Annotated in this window: 8 protein-coding genes; 7 read left to right on the top strand and 1 reads right to left on the bottom strand. The window is 30.6% G+C overall.

The genetic code is table 4. The features are described from left to right. Positions 1-90: 90 nt before the first annotated feature. From ACNQ2T_RS00040 to gyrA, 7 genes are all read left to right on the top strand, one after another. A complete protein-coding gene (locus ACNQ2T_RS00040) occupies positions 91-5,862 on the top strand; it encodes a coiled-coil domain-containing protein (RefSeq protein WP_418035664.1) in 5,772 nt (1,923 codons plus the stop codon). A gap of 505 nt (positions 5,863-6,367) precedes the next feature. Then, positions 6,368-13,705 carry a hypothetical protein gene (locus tag ACNQ2T_RS00035; protein WP_418035663.1) on the top strand — a complete coding sequence of 2,446 codons (7,338 nt, stop codon included), beginning with the start codon at positions 6,368-6,370 and terminating at the stop codon, positions 13,703-13,705. 96 nt (positions 13,706-13,801) lie between these two features. Further along, on the top strand, positions 13,802-14,872 hold the full coding sequence (locus ACNQ2T_RS00030; protein WP_418006185.1) for a M42 family metallopeptidase: 1,071 nt from the start codon (positions 13,802-13,804) through the stop codon (positions 14,870-14,872). Positions 14,873-14,891: 19 nt separating this feature from the next. Next, positions 14,892-15,134, top strand: a complete 243-nt coding sequence (locus ACNQ2T_RS00025; RefSeq protein ID WP_416755792.1) for a YneF family protein — start codon at positions 14,892-14,894, stop codon at positions 15,132-15,134. 268 nt (positions 15,135-15,402) lie between these two features. After that, positions 15,403-17,190, top strand: coding sequence for a TrkH family potassium uptake protein (locus ACNQ2T_RS00020; RefSeq protein WP_418006186.1), 1,788 nt, complete (start codon positions 15,403-15,405; stop codon positions 17,188-17,190). Between the two features lie 8 nt (positions 17,191-17,198). Next, positions 17,199-17,894, top strand: a complete 696-nt coding sequence (locus tag ACNQ2T_RS00015; RefSeq protein ID WP_416755790.1) for a potassium channel family protein — start codon at positions 17,199-17,201, stop codon at positions 17,892-17,894. A gap of 141 nt (positions 17,895-18,035) precedes the next feature. Further along, positions 18,036-20,654, top strand: a complete 2,619-nt coding sequence (gene gyrA / locus ACNQ2T_RS00010) for a DNA gyrase subunit A (protein WP_416755789.1) — start codon at positions 18,036-18,038, stop codon at positions 20,652-20,654. Positions 20,655-20,780: 126 nt separating this feature from the next. Here the strand turns inward: gyrA and ACNQ2T_RS00005 are convergent. Next, positions 20,781-22,569: leucine-rich repeat domain-containing protein (locus ACNQ2T_RS00005; RefSeq protein ID WP_418035662.1), on the bottom strand; the 1,789-nt coding region annotated here is incomplete at its 5' end.

Here is a 22,569-nt window from a genome sequence, read left to right as displayed (position 1 = left end):
TTAAAGTTTTTTTCGTGCAAAAGGATATAAAAATACCAAAATAGTATAATAAAAATAAGGAATAAAGTTTTCTTATTCCTAGGAGCTTATATGAAATCTAAAAAAATTAAATCTCTTGCGTTCGCTTCACTAGCAGCAACTGGAATATTTGTTCCAACTGCGCTAGCTACTGTGAGTGCAAATACTGCTAGCGAAGAAAATTCTTCCACTTCAGTGGCAGATAATTTTGCTAATAATGCTGCTGCATTAGAGGCAAACAATTTTACACCTTACCAACCTGCTTATTTTGAAAATGTCTCATTAAATGATTTTCAAAAATATGTTGATCAAGTTGCTAAATCAGATTATTTTAATCAATTAATGGCTGAAAATAATGCGATGTTTGATGAAGTAAGTAAACTTCCACAATGAAACCAAGAAATGAAAGGCTTCCTTGGCTATCAATGACAACTTTTAGAAAAGTTGCAAAGTTCATGAACAAAGTTAACCAGTATCATAAATAATAAATTAACCAATACCAAAGCGTTAATTGATGGAGTTAAAAATACCAAAGAAGCTAATGAAATTTTCAATTTTATATCTGGTTATAATGGAAAAATAACAAATTCATCATATATTGCCAACAGTGGGTATATTAACGACAAGAATTATCCTAATGATACAGCTTTAATAAATGCATATTTATTATGCGATCTAAACTTAGCATTTAATCTAAACACAACATATAAAATGCTGCTTAATAATAATGAAAAAGCAAATGAGCTTAAGACTAAGTTTGAAAATTTGAAAGAATTATATAACTCAAGCAAGAATTATTTATTGCCTATCGATAAGATGTTTAATTTTCAATACTTAGATTTATTTTTAACAGATGTAACGTATTACAGTAATTTTGGACAATATATAGAAAATAATGAAATTAAATCAACCTGACAAGCGTTTATTGCAAGCCCATCAGGAAAGAATTTTGTTAATTATCTTCAAGGTACCGAAGACTATGATACATTTATAAAAAATCTGCAAACAGAGGAATTTAATAAATTAAATAAAAATTTATCTTCATCAAATCGTTTTAGTGTAAATCTCAGTGCTAATCCTACAGCAGTTTATTTTAACTATAATGATTTTCCTATGACAAGTACTTTGTTAAATATGTTTGAATATCAAATGAAACTGATGTATCAATCAAATTATTGATTCTTGAATAGTGAAAAACTAGTTAATGATCCTAGATTTGCTATTAGTAATTTAAAAGACTATCCAAATACAGACTTAGTCAATGGTTGAAAGAGTCGGACAAATGGTGCTTTAAAAACTACTGCCAATAAAATTGTACAGCTATATAACACTGTAATTAAGCCTGGTTCAAGCCTAACACTGGAACAAGTAGCATCCCAAATTACATCAGATGACTGAGAAAAGCTTTATAATGCAAGTATTGCTGATGTAGTAAAATTTGGTAGTTTACTACCTAAAATAAGTTTATTTATTCAAAGAAATATTATAATGTTTCAAGCATGTGACCAACTTATTGATCCAATTACAGGTTCTTTAAAATTCAAATATATTTTACCTAGTGAAAAAAGTAAGATGGTTACTCTTCCTCTAATACAATTAGGTTCAGATATTTTAGTTTCACCTAATTATTCTCCTAATGAGAACGTTTTTAAATCAAAAGAAAATGATGAACCTATCTTAAAATACTATGGCTTAGAAGCAAAATCTAACATTACACCATTTCCATTTTTTGAATGAGGAAAAGAAAATGTTTATAACTTCTTATTAGGTAAAAATAGTTCACATTCAGAAAATAATATTACTGGGCTAGGTGAAGTAATTGATACAATCAACAAAAAAGGTACTGAAGTAGTAAGCAAAATTGAAGCATTACCTTTACTTAATCAAGATCAAAAGAATGAATTACTTAAAGAAATAGCTGCTGCTAAAGATGATACTAGCTGAACAGAAAAAACTGAAACCATCCCTGAAAAAATCCAAAAATTAAACAAAGATTTACAAGCAGTAATTAATAGAGCTAACGATTTAAAAGATGGCGATAAATATCAATTAGCAACTGCACAATCTAAAGACATCTTTAATAAAGCATTTAATAAAAATGGTAAGACTGGTACAGATGTTAATATTGACGAAGTAATTAAAAACATCGAAACTGAAATTAAAGATAAGAATGATGCAATTGACCAATTAGAAAAAGCTATCACAGAAGAAAAGAAAGTTCTTGATAATGAAGCAAAAGTGGAAATGAACTTCCCAGCTTTATCTAATGTGCAACAAACTAATATCAACCAAGAACTAGCTAAAACTTATAGCAAAGAAGGAATTGACAAAATAACAGCACTTGGAACCAAGATGTCTGAGGCTAATATTTCAATGTCAGATACACTTAATGATTTAATCCTAGTTCCTCAAACTAGAATTTATCAAAACTCTACACCAGATAAACAATCTGATTTCGATAATGCTTATGAAGCATTGCAAAGTCTATCAAGCCAAATGTTAGCAAAACCTAGCTACACAGATGAAGACATTGCTACTATTACAGCTGCAATAAAAGCAGTAACTGATGCTAAAAATAATCTTAATGGATATAGTGCCTTCATTGATAAATTAAGCAATTTATCTCAAGAATTAAGAGATAACTTAAAAGCCAAAGTTAAAGCTAGCTCTTCTGATGAAGAAATTAATACCATATTAAATAATGCTAAACAACTTAATGATGCGATTGGAAAAGCTAAATTAACTGATTCATATGCTACAAACATCCAACAAGAACCAAATTATCTAGCTGCTGATAAGCCTTTACAACAAGCTGTCCTTACTGCGCAAAAGAATTTACAAGATAATGCAATAGCCAATGCTACAGGTTTAAACCAAGTAGCTAATGCATCTGACTTAATTCCATATATTAATGCCTTAATTACACAAACGCAAACCTTAGATGATGCAATGAGAAATTTAAATGGTGATGAAAATTTAGCTAAAGAATTTACTAAAGTTCAAGAGTTATACAACAAAGTAATTAATACAAGTAAGACTCCTGGATTTGAAGATAAATTTGCTAAGATTGTTGAAACACCAATTAGTGATTATGAAAGCATCACTGGTCCAGGTGGCGATTTAATGTCAGGAACCAGTCAAGAACAAATTGATAATATGGCTAAAGAGCTTCAAGCTGCATACGATAAGATGGAAGAACAAATCAAATCAGCAAATGAAGTTAAAAACAAAGTTGAACAAGACATTCAAACTGCACAAAATCTTTCAAATGAACAAAAGGATCAATTAAAACAAGCACTTGAAACTGCTTATCCAGATGAAACTAAAATGCAAGAAGTGGATGGAAAAGTTAAAAATCTAGACACTTATGAAGCAATTCAAAAGGCTTTAAATAGCAGTAATACTTTAAAAGATTCAAATAGTTATATTAATGCTCCTACTACAGTAAGAAAACAATTAGATGATGCTATTACAGCTGCTAAAGCATTAGAAAAAGCCACAACTACAAATAACCCAACTGATGTAGCAAAATACCCTGAAGTATTAAAACAATTATCAGATGCAAATAATGCAGTTGCTCAATTTAGCAATGATAAATTTACTGATTCAGAACAAAAACAAATTCCAGAAATTAATCACTGAGTGGAACAAAATCTCAAAGGTGTTAATAGTGAGGTTGCTGCTAAAGTTATAAGTGACTTTAATGCAGCTTCTGATGCATCACAAGCTAATGAAGTTAAAAATAAGGCTCTTGAACAATATAATCAAATGCGCCAAGCTGTAATTGATCAACTTAAACCAATGCTTGAAGATGCCAACACACTACTAGCTAGATTAAATATTCCAGCAGTAGCCAAAGATAAAACAGCTTTAGAAAATGCTATAAATCAAGCTAAAAACGCTATAAATCAAAATGCTGATTTAGAACAACTAAATCAAGCTTTAGAAAACATGAATGCAGCTTTAACTCAAGGTAAAACAGATATTACTAATGGTCAAGAATCAGCTAAGTTAGCTTTAGAAAAATTCCAAAAATTAGACCAACAAGTAGTGGCTCAATTTGCACCAACTCCAGAAAATATCAAGCAAACTATTGCTAATGGTACTTTAAAAGATATGGAAGAGTTAGGTAAAAAACTCAACCACTATGTAATTGCAAATCCATTAGTAAATTATTTACAAGCCCCAGAATTAAATCCTAACATTAAACTGCAAGAAGAATTTAAACCTTTAGCACCAGAAACAAAAGCTATGTATCAAGACATTGATCAAAATGATCAAGCTACAATTCAAGCTCAAGCTAATAAACAAGCATTAAATAATGCACAAATTAAGACTTTAAATGATATATATGCTTTAGCAAATCTCAATAAGGGACAAAAAGAAGCTTTATATGTTCAAACAATAGCTGCTAAAGAAGCAAATGCTCTTGCAGATATTATTGCAAAAGCTCAAGGGCTTGATACAAGCATGAAACAACTTGTTAAGATAGCTCAAGATGTAAATCAAGATTTAAGCACAAACAACGATCTATATGTTACATATGCTCCTAAAGATAAATTAGCTAAATTACAAGCTGATCTTAAAACAGCTTTAGAATTGGAAGCTCTTGCAACCGGAAACATTTATCAAGATAATTTAGCAAGTCAAATTGATACTTTAGCTAATGAGCTAAAAGATTTAGATGCTAACGTTAAACAACAAGCTCAAGCTGCAATGCAACAAGCTAAACAAAATTTAGCTAATAAGATTGATTTAGCACTAAAACAAGGACAAAAGGTTTTAGACAGCAATCAATTTATTAATTCACCTAAAGCTCTTCGAGATGAATTGAATACAGTTGTAAATAATTTAAGTCAAAGTAAAGAATTACCAGATAAATTAACTCCTGAAACTATTGCTAAGATTGAAGGATTAATAAAAGCACTTGAAGATAATTGCAAAGCTGTTGAACAATTCTCGCCACAAGTCTTTAAAGATGATAACGACAAGCAAATTCCTGAAATCGATAATTGAATCAAAGAAAACTTAACTGATGTTTCTACAGCAGTGATAGCTCAAGTTAAAGCAGCTTATAATCAAACTGATACATTGCCAGCAGCCAACGAAGTAAAGGTACAAGCTCTTAAACAACAAGCAACTATTAAAGATGACATGAATGAATTAATTAGTCAAGTTGCACAAGCTATTAATGGACAAAATGCAACTGGCCTAAAAGCTAAGTTAGATCAATTGCAAAATAAAGCCAAAGAGCAAACTTGAAATAGTTGCGCAACTGTAATAGATAAATTAGATAACTTACAAGCAGCAAAAGATGCTTACCAAGCTTATTTAGATTCAAATGTCAAAGATGCTGCTCAATATCAAGCAAGATTAAATGCTTTAAATCAAGCATTAAATAACCTAGCTGAAATCAAAGAACAAACTCCTGGCATAACTAATCCATTAATTACTCAATACAATCAAGCTCAAGCTGATATTAAATCACTTGCAGCACAAGTAATTGCATTAGTAAATGCTATTGATACTAAAGATCAAAATACATTCCAAAATACTGCTCAAAGCAGTCTACTTCCAGACAATATTAAAGATTTTGATACATTATTACTTAATGATAAATACTTTGAAATTATCTCAAAAGATAAATATACAAAAGGTGATATCAAAGATATTAAAACCATTGTAACAAATCCAGCCTTTATAAGTGCACCAAAGGTACTACAAAGTGCTATTTTAAGCGAACTGAAAGCAGAAGCCACATTCCCTTGATGAGCTTATGTAGCCATCCTAGCAAGCTTACTATTTGTTGCCGGAATTTCATTGTATGTCTTTAAGAAAAAATAATCTCCAAAAGGTCCTTGCGCAAGCAAGGATTTTTTTGCTTTTTTGTTCAATTAGGGATTTTTTACCTTAAATTTTAGTAAAAATAAAAAACACAAAATTTTGCATTTAGTTGAAATAAAAAAGAAAAAAGTTAATTAATATTACTTTTTGGATATATATGTAAGATATTTTACTTTTATTATTTTTCTTAATTTTGATTTATTTATTTTGATCAAGAATCAAAATAAAGAAAAAAATAAAATATGTTTCTGCCTTGTAGTAAGGCTTAAAAAGAAAAATTGCTTTTTAATTGTTTAACTACAATTTATTAACTCAAAATAATAAAGTTGATTTTTTGCAAAAATAGCATTCACTTTTTAATTCAAAATCAGCACTTTTTAACATTTTTGCAAAATCAGCATGATATTTATATAAGAGTATAATAAAAATATAGAATAGCATACTTTTAAATTAAATTAAAAGTGGTTACTTTTAAGTAACATAAATGCATAATAAAGGAGTCAAAATGAAACCGAAAAAATTAACCAACTCAATACTTACTACTTTAGCACTTGCAGGGGTAACAACTCCAATTGCAGTGCTTTCAGTGAGTGCGAGTGGAGAATTAAACACAAATGCCATTAAGGATTTTACTATAGAAAAAAATCTCAATGATTATGTAATACCATATGGTTATAATCCATTATCAAGAGAAGAACTGCACAATTTCATTACTGATATATTAAGTAAGGAAAAAGTGGAAACGCTTTATAATGAAGCAATTGCAAATCTTGATGAGCTTATGACAAAAAATGAATATAAAAATAAACCAAATTTAAAGAGCTTAAAAGATGAAATGATAAAAATGCAAAAAAATATTGTTGATGGATTTAAAACCGAAAAAGGAAAGAAAAAACCAGATTCACTTGCACTTGATGATATAACTAACATCCAAGCTATTTTAAAATATCAAGCAGGAGATGGTAAATTCAGAGAACATTATACTGATGCACTTAGAGATAGAATACAATTGTTGACGCAATGAAAAACATTTTTAAAATCTTTTATACAAACTAGTGATGTTATATTAGGCAAAAACACTGATGATTTTAAACACGAAATTGCTAATTTAATTACATTCTATAAAGCAAATAAAAAATACATTCCAAATATGTTTATTTCTAAGGTTGCTGATGAGAGTGATTTTGACTTTATAAGTTATTGAATTTGAGGACCTAATTGATCAATTAGTAATTTCCATTATCAAGAATTCCGTAAAAATGATCCAAATATTGCTCAATTAAATAAAAAGTTATATGAATTATTTAACAATGATAACTATTCTGATGAGCAACTAAATGATTTCATTACTGAAATGTCTAATCTTAATATGCAAAGTATTATAAATGGAGAAGATAGTTTCATTAATAATATGAAACCAGGAAATGATGGTAACAACTGGACTAGATATGATGACAATAACAGGTATGATAATAAAGTGATGAGCAATTTAAATTTACTTTCAAGTATTCAAATTGGAATGAAACGTTGATATAACATGTTTTACAGCATATTAAATAATGATCAATTAAAAAATAATAAACAAGGAATATACCAAGGGTTAACAGATGAAAATGATCATGACCAAATTGAACTCTACAATAATGTTATATCAGCTATGAAGAACAAGCTTGATTTTATTCAAAATATAGCTAATAAGGCTGCAGAAAAAGATTTTACTTCTCTTAATGAATATTATGTTCAAGTTTGTGCAAATAATGCTTCAGAATCTAGTTCAACACCTTGAAAAGATGTCTCAAAACAAGACCTAATTAATGTGCGAAATGCTTCCGATATGGTAAATCTTGGTTGAGATCTGCTAATATACAACAAATTAAAGCAACAAGAAATGAAGGAAGTTTTATCATTTTTTAATTCAAACAATACAGAAAAATTAATCTATATGAGCCCAGATTCAAGAGGCAAAATAAGCAGCGATATAGAAACAACTTTCACAAAAAGTGCTGCTTTTAATAGTAGCACTGATTTGAATAATTTTATAACAAAGATAAATGGTCCAAAACGTGATAAACGTCTAAAATGAAAAACAGGCGACATTCCATTTACATCTAATACTGATACTACCAGTATAAGTGCATTTGTTGGATCAGCTGATTTATTGGGTACATTTGTTTCAAACTCCAAAGAAGAAGTAGATTTCTTATATAACACATGTTATAACCTTACACTTGAATCTGAGACTAATCAAGTTAATGAAGCATATGATGACCTTTCAAAAAAAATAAATGGAGCAGGTCTTACGGAAGAACAAAAGAAAGAAGCCTGAAATCTATTTAAAAATATATCAGACCAAGCACAATATAACGAAAATGAAAAAATAATTACAGAGATCGGTGAAGCTAAAACTGATATCAACGACTTAGACAATAAAGCAAAACAACTTAAAAAAGAACAAAAATACACATTTGCAAGTACTGAGTCTAAAGATAAATTTAATAATGGATTTGATAAAGAATCAAATACAGGCTCAGCTTTGACTGATCTTAAAGCATTATGAAAATTATTAACTAGCGAAAAAAATGAAAAAGTCAACCTAATTAATTCTCTTAAAGATGAAATTGATAAAAATAAAGCTGCTGAAGAAAATAAATTAAGTGCTACAACTGATAAATTTAATGGCATTATAGATTCAGATATCATAAATAAAATCAAAGAAATTGCTAAAAATTCTGATGATAAGCAAGTTATTCAAAATTTAATTTCTGAAGTAAAAACATTTGGAGATTTACTAAAAGAAATCAAGAAAAGAGATGAATCATTTACTGCAAATGAGGAAACTGTAAATTACAGTGAATCTGATTCAAATACTAAAGATGCTTATGATAATGCTCATGAAGAACTAGACAAGCTTAAAGAACAAATCGATACTAAATTGAATGAAATTTCAAACGAAACATTTAATAGCGAAGACACAACAAAGCTAGTAAGCTCAGTCAACACAGCATTAAAAACTTTTGATGAATCAGAAAACAAACTTAATGGATATGCTACTGTTATTAATGGCCTTGAAAACTTAACTGATGAACAAAAAGCATTAGCTATAAAAGCAATTAATAAAATTGAAACTGATGAAGAAAAGAATGAAGCTTTAGACCAGATCAAGGAAATTAATGAAAACATAGCTGGGCTAAATGAAGCAATCGAAAAAGCTCAAGCTGCCCAAAAAACCACAAATTATAAGTTTTCTGATGCAACTTATTCAGACTCATTAGATAATAATTTAAATACCTTAAAAGAATATCTAGAATCATTAAATAAAGATCCATGAAACATAGAAGAACTAAATGAAGGTTCCGATGATGCTCAAACTGCAATTGAAAATATAGATACTGATATTTCTGATCTAGATGGTGATGAAAGATTACAAAGTGCCATTGATGAAATTAATGATTTAGAAAACATAAGTCAAGCTGATAAAGAAAAAGTTATTGCAGAAATTAAAAAAGCAGAAACTTATGAAGAAATAGAAGAAAAAGTTAATACAACTAAACAAGTAGATGAAATTATTGGAACATTAAAAACTAATGTTGAAATAGGAAATGTACTAATTAATAAGCTAGATACTGATGCAGTAAGCGCTGATAAAAATGATTTAAGCCAAGCTATTAAGAGCGCTAATAAAGTTCTAGAAAATATGCCTTCAGTAACTGAAGCAAATCAAATTGCAGAAACACTTAAAAGCGCTGTAAAACAAGCTCAAGATGACATTGAAAAAGCAAACGAAGAACTCAATAAAGCTTATGATGAATATAAGACAATTTCTCCTGAAGGACAACGTGTTTACAATATCACAGCTGAAGAAAAAGATAACATTGCAAATAATGGAACATTAAGCCAAATTGATGCATTAAGTAATAAATTAAAACACTATAAAACAGCAGCTCCTTTATTAAACTACTTAAATAGTGAAGACTTAAACAGTGCTATTCCAGTTCAACCTTCATTCAAAGTTTTAAAAGACACAACTAAAGCAATGTTTGAAAACTTACAATTTAATGATTCTCAAGCCATTGCAACAGCTGCAGCAGCTCAAGAACTAAATAATGCTCAAATTGCTGCTTTAAACAATGTATATAGCTTTAGTCACTTAAATAAAGGACAAAAAGAAGCTTTATACGACCAAATTCAAGCTGCTAAGGATGCGAAAGCGATTGATAATATTGTTTCTTTAGCTAACCACCTAGATGCAAGTATGAGTCAACTTGCTTCAGTAGCTCAAACTGTTGATCAAAATATCAAGGATCCAGACAAACACTACCAATATGCTAACCCAAGTCAATTAGAAGAACTTAAAAATGATTTAGCTACTGCTAATAGCTTGGAAGCTCTTGACACAGGAAAAGCATATCAAAACAACTTACCTGAAGAAATTGATGCTTTAAGAGAAAAACTAAAAGCATTAGATGAACAAGTAGCTCAACAAGCTAATACTAACTATCAAGCTGCTAAAGATTTAATGAATTACAAACAACAAGCTATTGATAAAATTAATGCTTTAAGCAATATTTCTCAAGAAGATAAAAAGAACTACATCAAAGAAATTAATGAGGCTAATAATACAACTCAAGCAGATGCAGTTGTAACAAAGGCAACAAACTTTGATAAGTTTATTGGGGACATGAAACCTCAAATGCAAGATGCTAAAGCTTTAGCTGAAAAACTAGATACACAAAACACCAAAGCAGATCATAATGCTCTTACAGGAGCAATTAGTGCAATTGAAAATGCCTTTAATAATGCTCCAGATGATAATGAAATGGCTAAAATTAAAGCAAACTTTAATACAGCATTAACAAACGCTAATAAAGACCTTAATACTGCTAAAGAACAATTAACTAGTGCAAATGAAGCCTTTAAGAAATTAAATCCAGAAATTGTATCTCAATATGGTGTAAGCTCACAAGACCTTGAAGCAACTAAACAAGGAAAAATTAGTCAAATGGATGATTTGATTAATAAACTAAATCACTATGTAGTTGCAGCTCCTTTATTTAACTTCCAACAAAGTGAAGAATTAAATAGCAACATTCCTCTTGAACCAGGATTCAAAGTCTTAAAAGAAACAACTAAAGGCCTATTTGAAGATGTAAACTTTAATGATCCTCAAGCTATTGAAAAAGCAGCAGCAGCTCAAGGGTTAAATAATGCCCAAATTGATGACTTAAACAATGTATATAGCTTTAGTCACTTAAATAAAGGACAAAAGGAAGCTATTTATAAACAAATCCAATTAGCAAGTGACACAAATGCTTTAAGTGAAATTATGAATCAAACAAATCACCTAGATGCAAGTATGTCTCAACTTTCTGATGCCCTTGAAACAGTGAATGCTGACATTAAGGATCCAAACAAACACTATGAATTTGCAAGCCAAAGCAAATTAGAAGAATTAAAGAAAGCTTTAGCTACAGCTAATGCATTAGAAAACTTAGCAACTGGTACAGTATATGAAACTAACCAAGCTAGTGAAATTGATGCCTTAAGAGAAAAAATTAATCGTCTAAACGATGAGATTGCTCAAGAAGCTGAAGCTAACTACCAAGCAGCGATAAAACTTCAAAATAGCAAACAACAAGCTATTGAAAAAATAAATGCCTTAAATAATATCTCTCAAAATGATAAAGATAACTACATTAAGCAAATTAATGAAGCAACTAATATAGAACAACTTGATCCAATTGTTACAAGTGCTACAAACTTTGATAAGTTTATCGGGGAAATGAAACCTCAAATGCAACAAGCAAAAACCTTGCTTGAAAAATTGGATACTCAAGGAACAAAAGCTGATCATGATGCGTTAGCAAACACTATTGCAGCAATTGAAAGCGCCTTTAATAACGCTCCAGACCAAACAGGTATGGCAAAATTAAGCCAAGACTTTACTTTGGCATTAGCAAATGGAAACAAAGACCTTACTGTAGCATTAGAACAATTAACTAAAGCAACTCAAGCTTTTGAAAAATTAGACCCAGCAATAGTTGCTCAATATGGAGTCAGCGCACAAGACCTTGAAGCAACTAAACAAGGCAAAATTAGTGCAATTGATGCCTTAAGCAATAAACTAAATCACTATGTAGTGGCAGTTCCATTATTAAACTACCAACAAAGTGAAGAATTAAATAGTAACATTCCTCTTGAACCAGGATTCAAAGTTCTAAAAGATACAACTAAAGGCTTATTTGAAGATGTTAACTTTAACGATCCTCAAGCTATTGAAAAAGCAGCAGCAGCTCAAGAGTTAAATAATGTTCAAATTACTGCTCTAAATAAGGTTTATAACCTTGCTCATCTAAATAAAGGACAAAAAGAAGCTCTTTATAAACAAATCCAATTAGCTAGTGATAAAAACGCTGTAAATGCACTTGAAACTCAAGCTAGCCAATTAGATACAAGCATGGTTCAACTTGGCGCAATTGCTCAAAATGTTAATGCAAATATATTAGATGCAAGCAAGCATTACCAATATGCTAATGAAGCTAAATTACAAGAACTTAAAGACAATTTAGCTACAGCTAATGCATTAGAAAACTTAGCAACTGGTACAGTATATCAAACCAACCAAGCTAGTGAAATTGATGCACTAGCAGCTAAATTAACACAATTAGATGCTAATGTAGCTCAAGAAGGTGAAGCTAACTACCAAGAAGCTTTAAAAATTAGACAAAAATTACAAGATGAAATTAATCAAACTATTAATCAAGCTAAGATTGATATTAATAGTAACCAATTCAAGAATTCACCAACTAATTTACAAAATGAGTTAACTAGTCAATTAACTGCTTTAGAAGCTGCTAAAACATTACCTGAAGTATTAACTCCAGAAGTAATTCAAGACTATAGAAATAAAATAGATGCTCTTCAAGCAAGCAGCAAACAAGTAGCTTTATTCCCAAGTCAAGCATACTTTGATGCAAATAAAGTGCAAGAAGCAGAAATTGATAACTGAATTGCTCAAAACTTAAATGATGTTTCAGATAGTTATAAGGCTCAAGTTAAGAAAGATTTCAATGCAACAAATACTTTTGCAGCTGCAAAAGAAGTTAAAGATAATGCATTAGCAAAACAAACTCAAGTTAACGCTGAATTAGAAAAAATAGTAGCACAATTAAAAGACAAAGTAGCTGCTATGAGTCCTGCTCCTGAATTAGTACAACAACTTGAAGCAATAAAAGAATTCATTCCAACTGCTGCATATAATGATTGTGCTAATGTTATATCTCAATTAAATAATTTAAGCACACTAGATAAAGCTTACCAAGCTTACATTGCAAGCGATACTAAGAACGCAGCTTATAACACAGCAAAAAGTAACTTAACTCAAGCTCTAAATCAAAATAAAGCATTAAGTGCAAGTACTAATGCTAAAACAGCAGCTCTTGTAACAGCTTTCAATACTCAAGAAGCAAATATTAGCCTATTAAGTAATAAAATGATTGAACTAGTAAGTGCAATTCAATCTAAGGATCAAAGTAAATTTAATACCTTAGCTAAGGATGCTATCTTCCCAGCTAATGTTCAAGCCTTTAATAAATTACTAGTTGATAACAATTACTTTGACATTATTAGTAAAAACAAATTTACTAAAGATGATATTGAAAAGATTAAAGCAATCACAATGAATACTCAATTTGCTAAAGCTCCAAAAGTACTTAAATCAACTATTTTAACTGATATTAAGGCACAAGCTGATGCTTCAGCATTCCCATGATGAGCTTACTTAACTATTATTTCAGCAGTCTGCTTCCTTGCAGCATTAGTGCTCTTTACTAAAGATAAAAAATAAGATTAATCCCAAGTAACCCTTGGGGTTTTTCTATCCAATTTACTAGCATTTTAGATAGAATTTGATAAACTTAAAATACTTACTTAAGGAGTTAAAATGAATCAAGAATTTAAAGAAAGAGTTATTAAATACATGGAAATTGAAGCCATGTCTAGATATGAAGAACCAGTAGCAAATGAATTAAGAAAAAACATTACAGGTTACGAAGTATCACGTGATAAAATGGGCTCAATTATCTTCCATAAACCTTCAAAAAACCCTAATGCACCTAAAGTTATGGTTGCAGCTCACATGGATGAAGTTGGCTACATCGTACGTAGAATTGATAAATCAGGTCAAATTTTACTTAGCCCAATTGGTGGAATTTGAGCTAGCACCGTAATTGGAACTAAAGCTAAATTAATTACAAGCAAAAAGACTTATTTAGGAGTTTTTGGTCACACTTCAATCCATATTATGGAAAGAGATAAAGTAGCTAAAGCTTTAACTAATGATGATTTATATGCTGACTTTGGTTTTAGATCAGAACAAGAAGCTCTTGAAGCTGGTGTTGAAATTGGAAACCAAGTTAGAATGAGTGGAGAAACCATTATCTTTGATAATGAAGATTTAATTGGTGGAAAAGCTATGGACAATAGAGCTGGTGTAGCTGTATTTGAACGGATTGCTCAAAGTGTAGCATTAGCAGATTTAGATTGCGACCTTTACATGGTTGGAACAGTACAAGAAGAAGTTGGAACTAGAGGTGCTAAAACTTCAGTTTCAATTATTAACCCAGATATTGCAATTGCTCTAGATACTACTTCTTCACATGATACAATTGGTACTATCCCTGGAACTACTGCTTTATTTAAGGGTGCAGCCTTAAGAATCAAAGATGGTGGAAACTTAATGGATACTGGACTAATTGCTGAAATGGAACGTGTAGCTAAAGACCACAATATCCCAGCTTATAAATTTGTTTCAATGGGTGGAGGAACTGATGCTCATGAATTGCAATATGCTCGTGGAGGAGCTGCTACAATTACCATTTCACTACCACAAAGATATCTGCACTCACCAATTGGAGTTTGTGCAATTTCAGATCTACTTGCAGCTAGTGATTTAATCTCTAACTTTATATTAGAATTTAATCCAGAAAAATATGATAAAATAAAATATAAATAAGCCACTATAGGAGGAAAATATGGTTAATATGACAACTGGTGCATTCGTCGGAATGATTATTGGTGTTGTACTTTTAGTTGGTATAGCTGTTGCGTTAGTTACATTCTTTGTAACTAAAAGAATATTTGAAAAGCAACTAAGAGAAAACCCACCTATTAACGAAAAAATGATTCGTGTTATGTTTAAACAAATGGGAAGAACAGCTAGTGAATCTCAAATTAGACAAATTATGAAGTCTATGAACGATGCTAAAAACAAATAAATTTCATTAAATCATATAAATTCACTTTCGCAGTGAATTTTTATTTAGCTAGCACCTAGCGAAAAAAGGAAATTTCCCTCTTTACAATTGCAAAAAATACAAAAAAAGCCCGAGTGAAAATAATTATTGCAATCAAATATACTTTTATCCTTATGTCATAGGCTTAAAATTAAAAAATAGCCAGTAAACTAGCTATTTAGATAAATTTATATTATTATATAAATTTAATATAATCATTTTATATAGTAGAAATAATTATAGGAGTACAATGAAGCGAGTTAAGTATAACTTAAAAAGTAAACTAGCAAATTCGAAATTTATTCAAAGTATCATGCGCTTTTGGCGTTGAAAATCTAATGTTTCCAAGCTAAAATATTTATTATTTGTCTATTTCTTAATAGTCTTAGTTTCTAGCTTATTACTTTTTTCACCATGAGCTCAAAATCCAGCTGCCAATAAAGTTTCTTATATTGATGCTGTATTCACTACTGCTTCTGCCTTTAGTGATACAGGATTAGTAGTAACTGATACCTTTAGACAATGAAATGAATTTGGCCAAGCAATTATTGCGATCTTAATCCTTTCGGGTGGAATTGGAATCTTTGCTTTAAAATTCTTTATTATTAACTTTATTTTTCGCAAGAAATCCTCTTCGCTAGGAGAAATTAAACTAATCCAAAGTGAACGTGGAGGAACAAATATTGCCAAAATTACTCAAATTATTATTTCTTCAATTAAATTCTTATTTATTTGCATATTTATCTTTAGTGTTGCTTTAACTATTTATTTCTATTTTGCAACTCCAACACATACTAAAGGAATTGATTTAGTTCTAGCTAATGGATTGCAACCTAATCAAGCTAATTATGCTGATGAATTAAATAACAATTTTATTTCGCCACAAGGAAATATCTTACTATCTTTAAAATTTGGAATCTTCCACACTATTTCAGCGATTAATAATGCTGGGTTTGATATTATGTCTTCTGCAAGTTTAATGCCATATTATCAAAACTACTTCTTACAAATTTGCTTTATTATATTACTTGTAATCGGTGGACTTGGATATCCAGCTATTTATGATATTACATGCTTTGTTAAGCATAAAATTAGACGTGAAAAAGCTCCATATTACTTTTCAGTCTTTACTAAAATCTCTTTAGTAACATATGGATTAGTTTTTGTAGTTGGCTTTCTAATTTCAATTGGTTTTGAAGCTAGCTCACAAAATGCCTATGCTTTATGAAACCAATATTACATTCCTGAAACCTTAAAACATGCTAATGGTCAACTTTACAACACCAATGATATGTATATCTTCCATACACAATATGTTGACTGGTTTAAAAATGGTCACCAATTAGAACAATTATCTAATCCTAAATATGCTTTATTAAATGAACAAAAATGAGTCTTTGAAAATGGTCAATTATATGGAAATTGATTTGATAAGACTTTTGCTACTTTATTTACCTCACTTTCTACTCGAAGTGCAGGATTTGCAACAGTTAATATTAAACACTTTACTCAAGGATCAACATTTGTCTTTATCTTTATGATGATTATTGGAGCTGCTCCAGCTTCAACTGGAGGTGGAATTAGAACCACAACTTTTGCTTTAATTATCATGGGAATTGTGCGGGTATTATTTGGACTACCACGGGTAAGAATGTTTAAACGAGCAATTAATCAAGATACAGTTAATATGTCATCTCAAGTACTAGCTATTGCCTTTATCTTGATTGTATTAGCTTCTCTAGTACTATTTTCTTCATTTAAAGACTATGGAGGAGCAATACAAACCTTATCAAATACAAATAATGCAAATGAGATATATAGCACGCAAAACATTATTTTTGAGGTAGCTAGTGCCTTTGGAACTACTGGGCTAACTTCTGGTATTACCAAGAATTTAAATACAGTTTCTAAGCTAGCTTTAATCCTTGTTATGTTTATTGGACAATTTGGTATTTCATCAACCTTACTTGTTTGAAAACGTAAGAAAAATTGAAAACGTACTTTTGAATACGTTGATGCTGATGTAGCAATCGGATAGGAGAATATATGAAATTAAATTATAAAAATGATATTGTAGTTATTGGAACTGGGCGTTTCGGTCAAGCAGTAATTGAACAATTAATTAAAATGGAAAAAAGTGTCTTTGTCCTTGATAAGGATCAAGAAACAGCTAAACTATTTGCTGATGAAGTGGATCGGATTGTAATTGGAGATGCAGCTGACACTAGAACATTAAAATCACTTGGAATCGATCAAGCTGAAACAGTAGTTGTAGCTGTCTCAGATAACATTGAAATTGTTGCTGCTTTACTTGAATTAAAAGTTAAAAACATTATTGCTCGTGCTACTTCAAAACGTCATGCTAGAGTGCTAAAACAAATTGGGGTAGATGTTATCATTCGTCCTGAATATGAATCAGGAATTAGAGCTGCTTTAATTGCCACAAATCGTAATTTCATTCGTTACTCACAAAACTTACAAGAAATTGGTGGTAACTTTGTGATAGGATCAACTAAGGTTAATAATAATGAACTTGAAAACAAGCAAATTAAAGACTTACATTTATCTCAAATGGGAATAACTATTGTTTTAATTAAAACAGGTAATACCTTTAAGCGTGCTACTGGGGATACCATTATTCAAAAGGATGATATTATTACAATTATTGGTGAAGTTGGCAATGTTACAAATGCACTTGAATGATTAAATGATAAAGAAGATGTAACAGAAGAAAACAACTAAACAAATTTCTAATACTTCGGTATTAGATTTTTTTACTTTTTCCCTACCCCATAGAGCTAAAAATGCAGCTAGCTAATTAGGCAAAAGCATAAAAATCTATATAATTTAATTAATTATATTAATTAAATTATGAGGTAAAACATGAATGATAAAGATAAAATCATAGTAAATGATAACGAAGAAGAAAAAGTAAAAATTCAAGACGATACAGAGTTTGAATATGAAGAAAACAACACAATGATTTTTCGCAAGAAAAAAGCAACTGTAGTTGAAGAAGATGAAGAAGAAATTCCTCAAGAAAGTGAAGAATATGTAGTTACATCTCAAATTATCACAGAACCAACTGATGGTCTACATCCAGTGGTAATTGATAATGAAATGAAACAATCATTCCTTGAATACTCAATGAGTGTTATTGTTTCTCGTGCTTTACCAGATGCCAGAGATGGATTAAAACCTGTACACCGTAGAATTCTATACGATATGAGTGAACTTGGAATTACTCCAGGTAGCCAACACCGTAAGTCAGCCCGTATTGTTGGGGATGTACTTGGAAAATACCACCCACATGGTGATTCTTCAGTATATGAAGCTATGGTTAGAATGGCACAAGATTTCTCAATGCGTTATCCATTAGTAGATGGACACGGAAACTTTGGATCAATTGATGGTGATGCAGCAGCTGCAATGCGTTATACTGAAGCTAGAATGGCTAAAATTGCAGTTGAAATGCTAGATGGTATTAAGAAAGATACAGTAGATTTTGTTGATAACTATGATGGTAGTGAACAAGAACCTACAGTACTTCCATGTCGTTTCCCTAACTTGCTTGTTTCAGGTTCTTCTGGTATTGCAGTTGGGATGGCAACAGAAATTCCACCACACAACCTTGGAGAAACCATTGATGCTACAATTGCACTAGCTAAAAATCCCGAAATCACAGTCAAAGAATTAATGCAATATATCAAAGGACCTGATTTCCCTACAGGAGCTATTATTTTAGGTACTAAAGGGATTTTAGAAGCTTATGAAACAGGTAGAGGAAGCATTCCAGTACGTTCTAAATGTGAAGTGATTGAACAAAGCAATGGTAAAAGTAAAATTATTATCCGTGAAATTCCTTATGCAATTAAGAAAACTACAATCATTGAAAAGATTGCTGAATTACACAAAACAAAAGTCATTGAAGGTATTGTTGACTTAAGAGATGAATCTAACCGTGAAGGTATTAGACTTGTTATTGATGTTAAAAAAGGAGTAAATCCTCATATTTTACTGAATAAGTTATACCAAAAGTCAAACATTCAAACTACATTTAACTTTAACTTAGTTGCTATTGTTAATAATGAACCTAAAACATTAAACCTTAAACAAGCTTTAGAAGTCTTTATCGATCACCAAAAAGAAGTTGTAACTCGTAGATTAAAATTTGACTTAAATAAAGCTGAAGAAAGAGCTCATATCTTAGATGGATTAAAAATAGCTGTTTCTAACATTGATGAAGTAGTTGCAATTATTAAGAAATCTAAGACAGATGCAGATGCACAAGAAGCACTAGCACAAAGATTTGGATTAAGTGAAAAACAAACGAAAGCTATTTTAGAAATGCGTTTAAGTCGTCTTACTGGCTTAAGCATCGAAAAGATGGATGCTGAAATTACAGATTTACAAGTTGAAATAGCTCATTACAAAGATATCTTATCTTCAGAAGCTAAATTAATTGATGAAATTGTGCTTGAATTACAAGAAGTTAAAGATAAATACAATGATGAAAGAAGAACTGTAATTGATGCTTCTGCTGTTGGTTCAATTTCAGATGAAGATTTAATCCCTGAAAGAGAAATTGTAATCACTATGTCTTCAAATGGATACGTAAAACGTATGGATTTAGATGAATACAACACCCAACGCCGTGGTGGAATGGGTTCAGTCTCAATGAAGACTTATGATGATGATGATATCGCTATGATAATTCATGCTTCAACTCATACTGATTTATTACTATTTTCAAACTATGGAAAAGTATATAACCTAAGAGGACACCAAATCCCTGAAGGTTCTAAACAATCAAAAGGATTACCATTTATCAATATTATTCAAGGACTTGATACTGAAAATGGTGAAAAGATTGTTTCAATTCTAAATATTGATTCATATCAAGATAATCAATATCTTGTGACAGTAACTAAACAAGGAATGTTTAAGAAATCTGAACTAAATCTCTTTAGCAATATCCGTAAAAATGGTCTTATTGCCTTCAAATTACGTGAAGGTGACCAATTAGTTAGAGCTTTTGTAATTGGTGAAAATGACGCTGTTTTACTAGCTAATAACGTTAAAAATATTGTAATGTTTAAATCAGATGATGTTAGACCACTTGGACGTTCTTCTTTAGGTGTTAAAGGTATATCACTTGCCCCTGGTCAAGAAGTAATTTCAGCTTCTGCAGACAATGAAGGAGATTACGTCCTTACACTTGGCGAAAAAGGCTTTGGAAAATTAACAGCCAAAGACCAATTTAGATTAACTAACCGTGGTGTTAAGGGGGTAACTGGAATTAATGCTGAAAAAGCTGGAAAACTAGTTTTTGCTCGCTTTGTTAACCTAAGTGATGAATTACTAGTTATTACTTCTTCAGGTGTTACAATCCGTACTCAAGTTGATCAAATCTCAGAAGCTTCACGTAACACAAAAGGTGTTAAAATCATTAACCTAAAAGATGGTGATAGTATTGTTGATGTTGAAGTTATCAAACAATAATTTAAATTAATTGTAAGCTTATGCCTATAGCATAGGCTTTTTTAATTAAAAACCCAGTACCATAAGGTACTGAGCTTTCCTTTTTGATACAAGTTAATTAGCAAGCTTGTTACTCCGGGTTTATAATTAATTTGCCTTCACTGTAGGCTTGTTAATTAGTTTTGGTGTGTTTTCGAATGCATTTCATGCAATTTCATTTAAATTTGGCATATCTACTGATGTTAGGTTTGTTGCACCTTCAAAAGCATTATTTCCTATACTTGTAACATTAGGGAATGAAACTGATGTTAGATTTGTTGCACCTGCAAAAGTTTTATTTCCAATACTTTTCACATTAGGGAATGAAACTGAAGTTATCTTTTCATTATTTTCGAATACACCACCAGCAATACTTGTGAAACTGTCATCAGCAATATCACCACTAGCATCAGATCATTTAAATAATATACCATTTCCAACTACTTTATTAGTTAATTTAGGAGTATTTTTAAACGAATTTCATCATGCATCTTCTAATTTCGACATATCGACTGATGTTAAGTTTGCTGCACCTTCAAAAGCACTTTGTCCAATACTTGTAACATTAGGAAATGAAACTGATGTAATATTTTGATTATTTACAAATACACCATCAGCAATACTTGTGATACTATCATCAGTAATATCGCCACTAGCACCATCTCATCTAATTAATTTACCATCTACTACAATTTTACTCATTAGTTTAGGAGTATTTTTGAATGCATCATATGATACTTTTTTTAATTTCGACATATCTATTGATGTTAAATTTGATGCATTATAAAAAGCCTTATCCCCTATACTGGTAACATTAGGAAAAGAAGCTGAGATAATATTGTGATTATTTCAAAATACTCCATCAGCTATACTTGTAATAGTATCATCCGAAATATCACCACTAGCACCATCTCATCTAATTAATTTACCATCTACTACAATTTTACTCATTAGTTTAGGAGTATTTTTGAATGCATCATATCCTACTTTTTTTAATTTTGGCATGTTTATTGAAGCTAGGTTTTTTGCACCTTCAAAAGCCTCTTCTTCTATACTTGTAACATTAGGTAGTAAGACTTCATTTAAACTACTTGCTCCTAAAAATGCCCTATCTCCAATATATGTCACATTAGGGAATGATACTGATGCTATATTGCTATTAAATGCAAATGCATAACTGGCTATACTTGTAATACTGTCATCAACAATATCACCACTAGCATCGGTCCATTTAATTAAAATGCCATTAATAATTAACTTACCCGTAAGACTATCAGTACCACCAAATACATCACTTCCCATCTTAGAGATTTCTAATTTTGGCATATAGACAGATTTAAGTCTAGATGCACCTCAAAAGCACCCGCTGCCGAGTTTAGTAGCATTTGGTAAAGAAACAGTTGTTAGATTGTCTGCACAACTAAATGCTAGCATTCCAATACTAGTTGCATTAGGGAATGAAACTGATGTTAAGTTTGTTGCATCTTCAAAAGCATTACTCCCTATACTGATAACATTAGGAAAAGAAGCTGAGGTAATATTTTTGTTATTTGCAAATACGTTTGCACCTATACTTGTAATAGTATCATCCGAAATATCACCACTAGCATTACGTCATTCAAATAATATACCATCGCCAACTATTTTGCCTGTTAGTTTAGGGGTATTTTCGAATGCATAATATCCTAATTCTTTTAATTTTGGCATGTTTACTGAAGCTAGGCTTGTTGCACCTTCAAATACATAATCTCCAATTCTGGTTACTTTAGAGAAAGAAGCTGAGGTAATATTTTGATTACCTTGAAATACTCTATCATCTATACTTGTAATAGTATCATCTGAAATATCGCCACTAGCACCATCTCATCTAATTAATTTACCATCTACTACAATTTTA

It is taken from the genome of Mycoplasma haliaeeti (assembly GCF_048284645.1).
GTDB lineage: Bacteria > Bacillota_I > Bacilli_A > Mycoplasmatales > Metamycoplasmataceae > Mycoplasmopsis.
The sequence above is the reverse complement of the archived record's forward strand: the minus strand, read 5'-3'. Positions and strand labels throughout refer to the sequence as shown.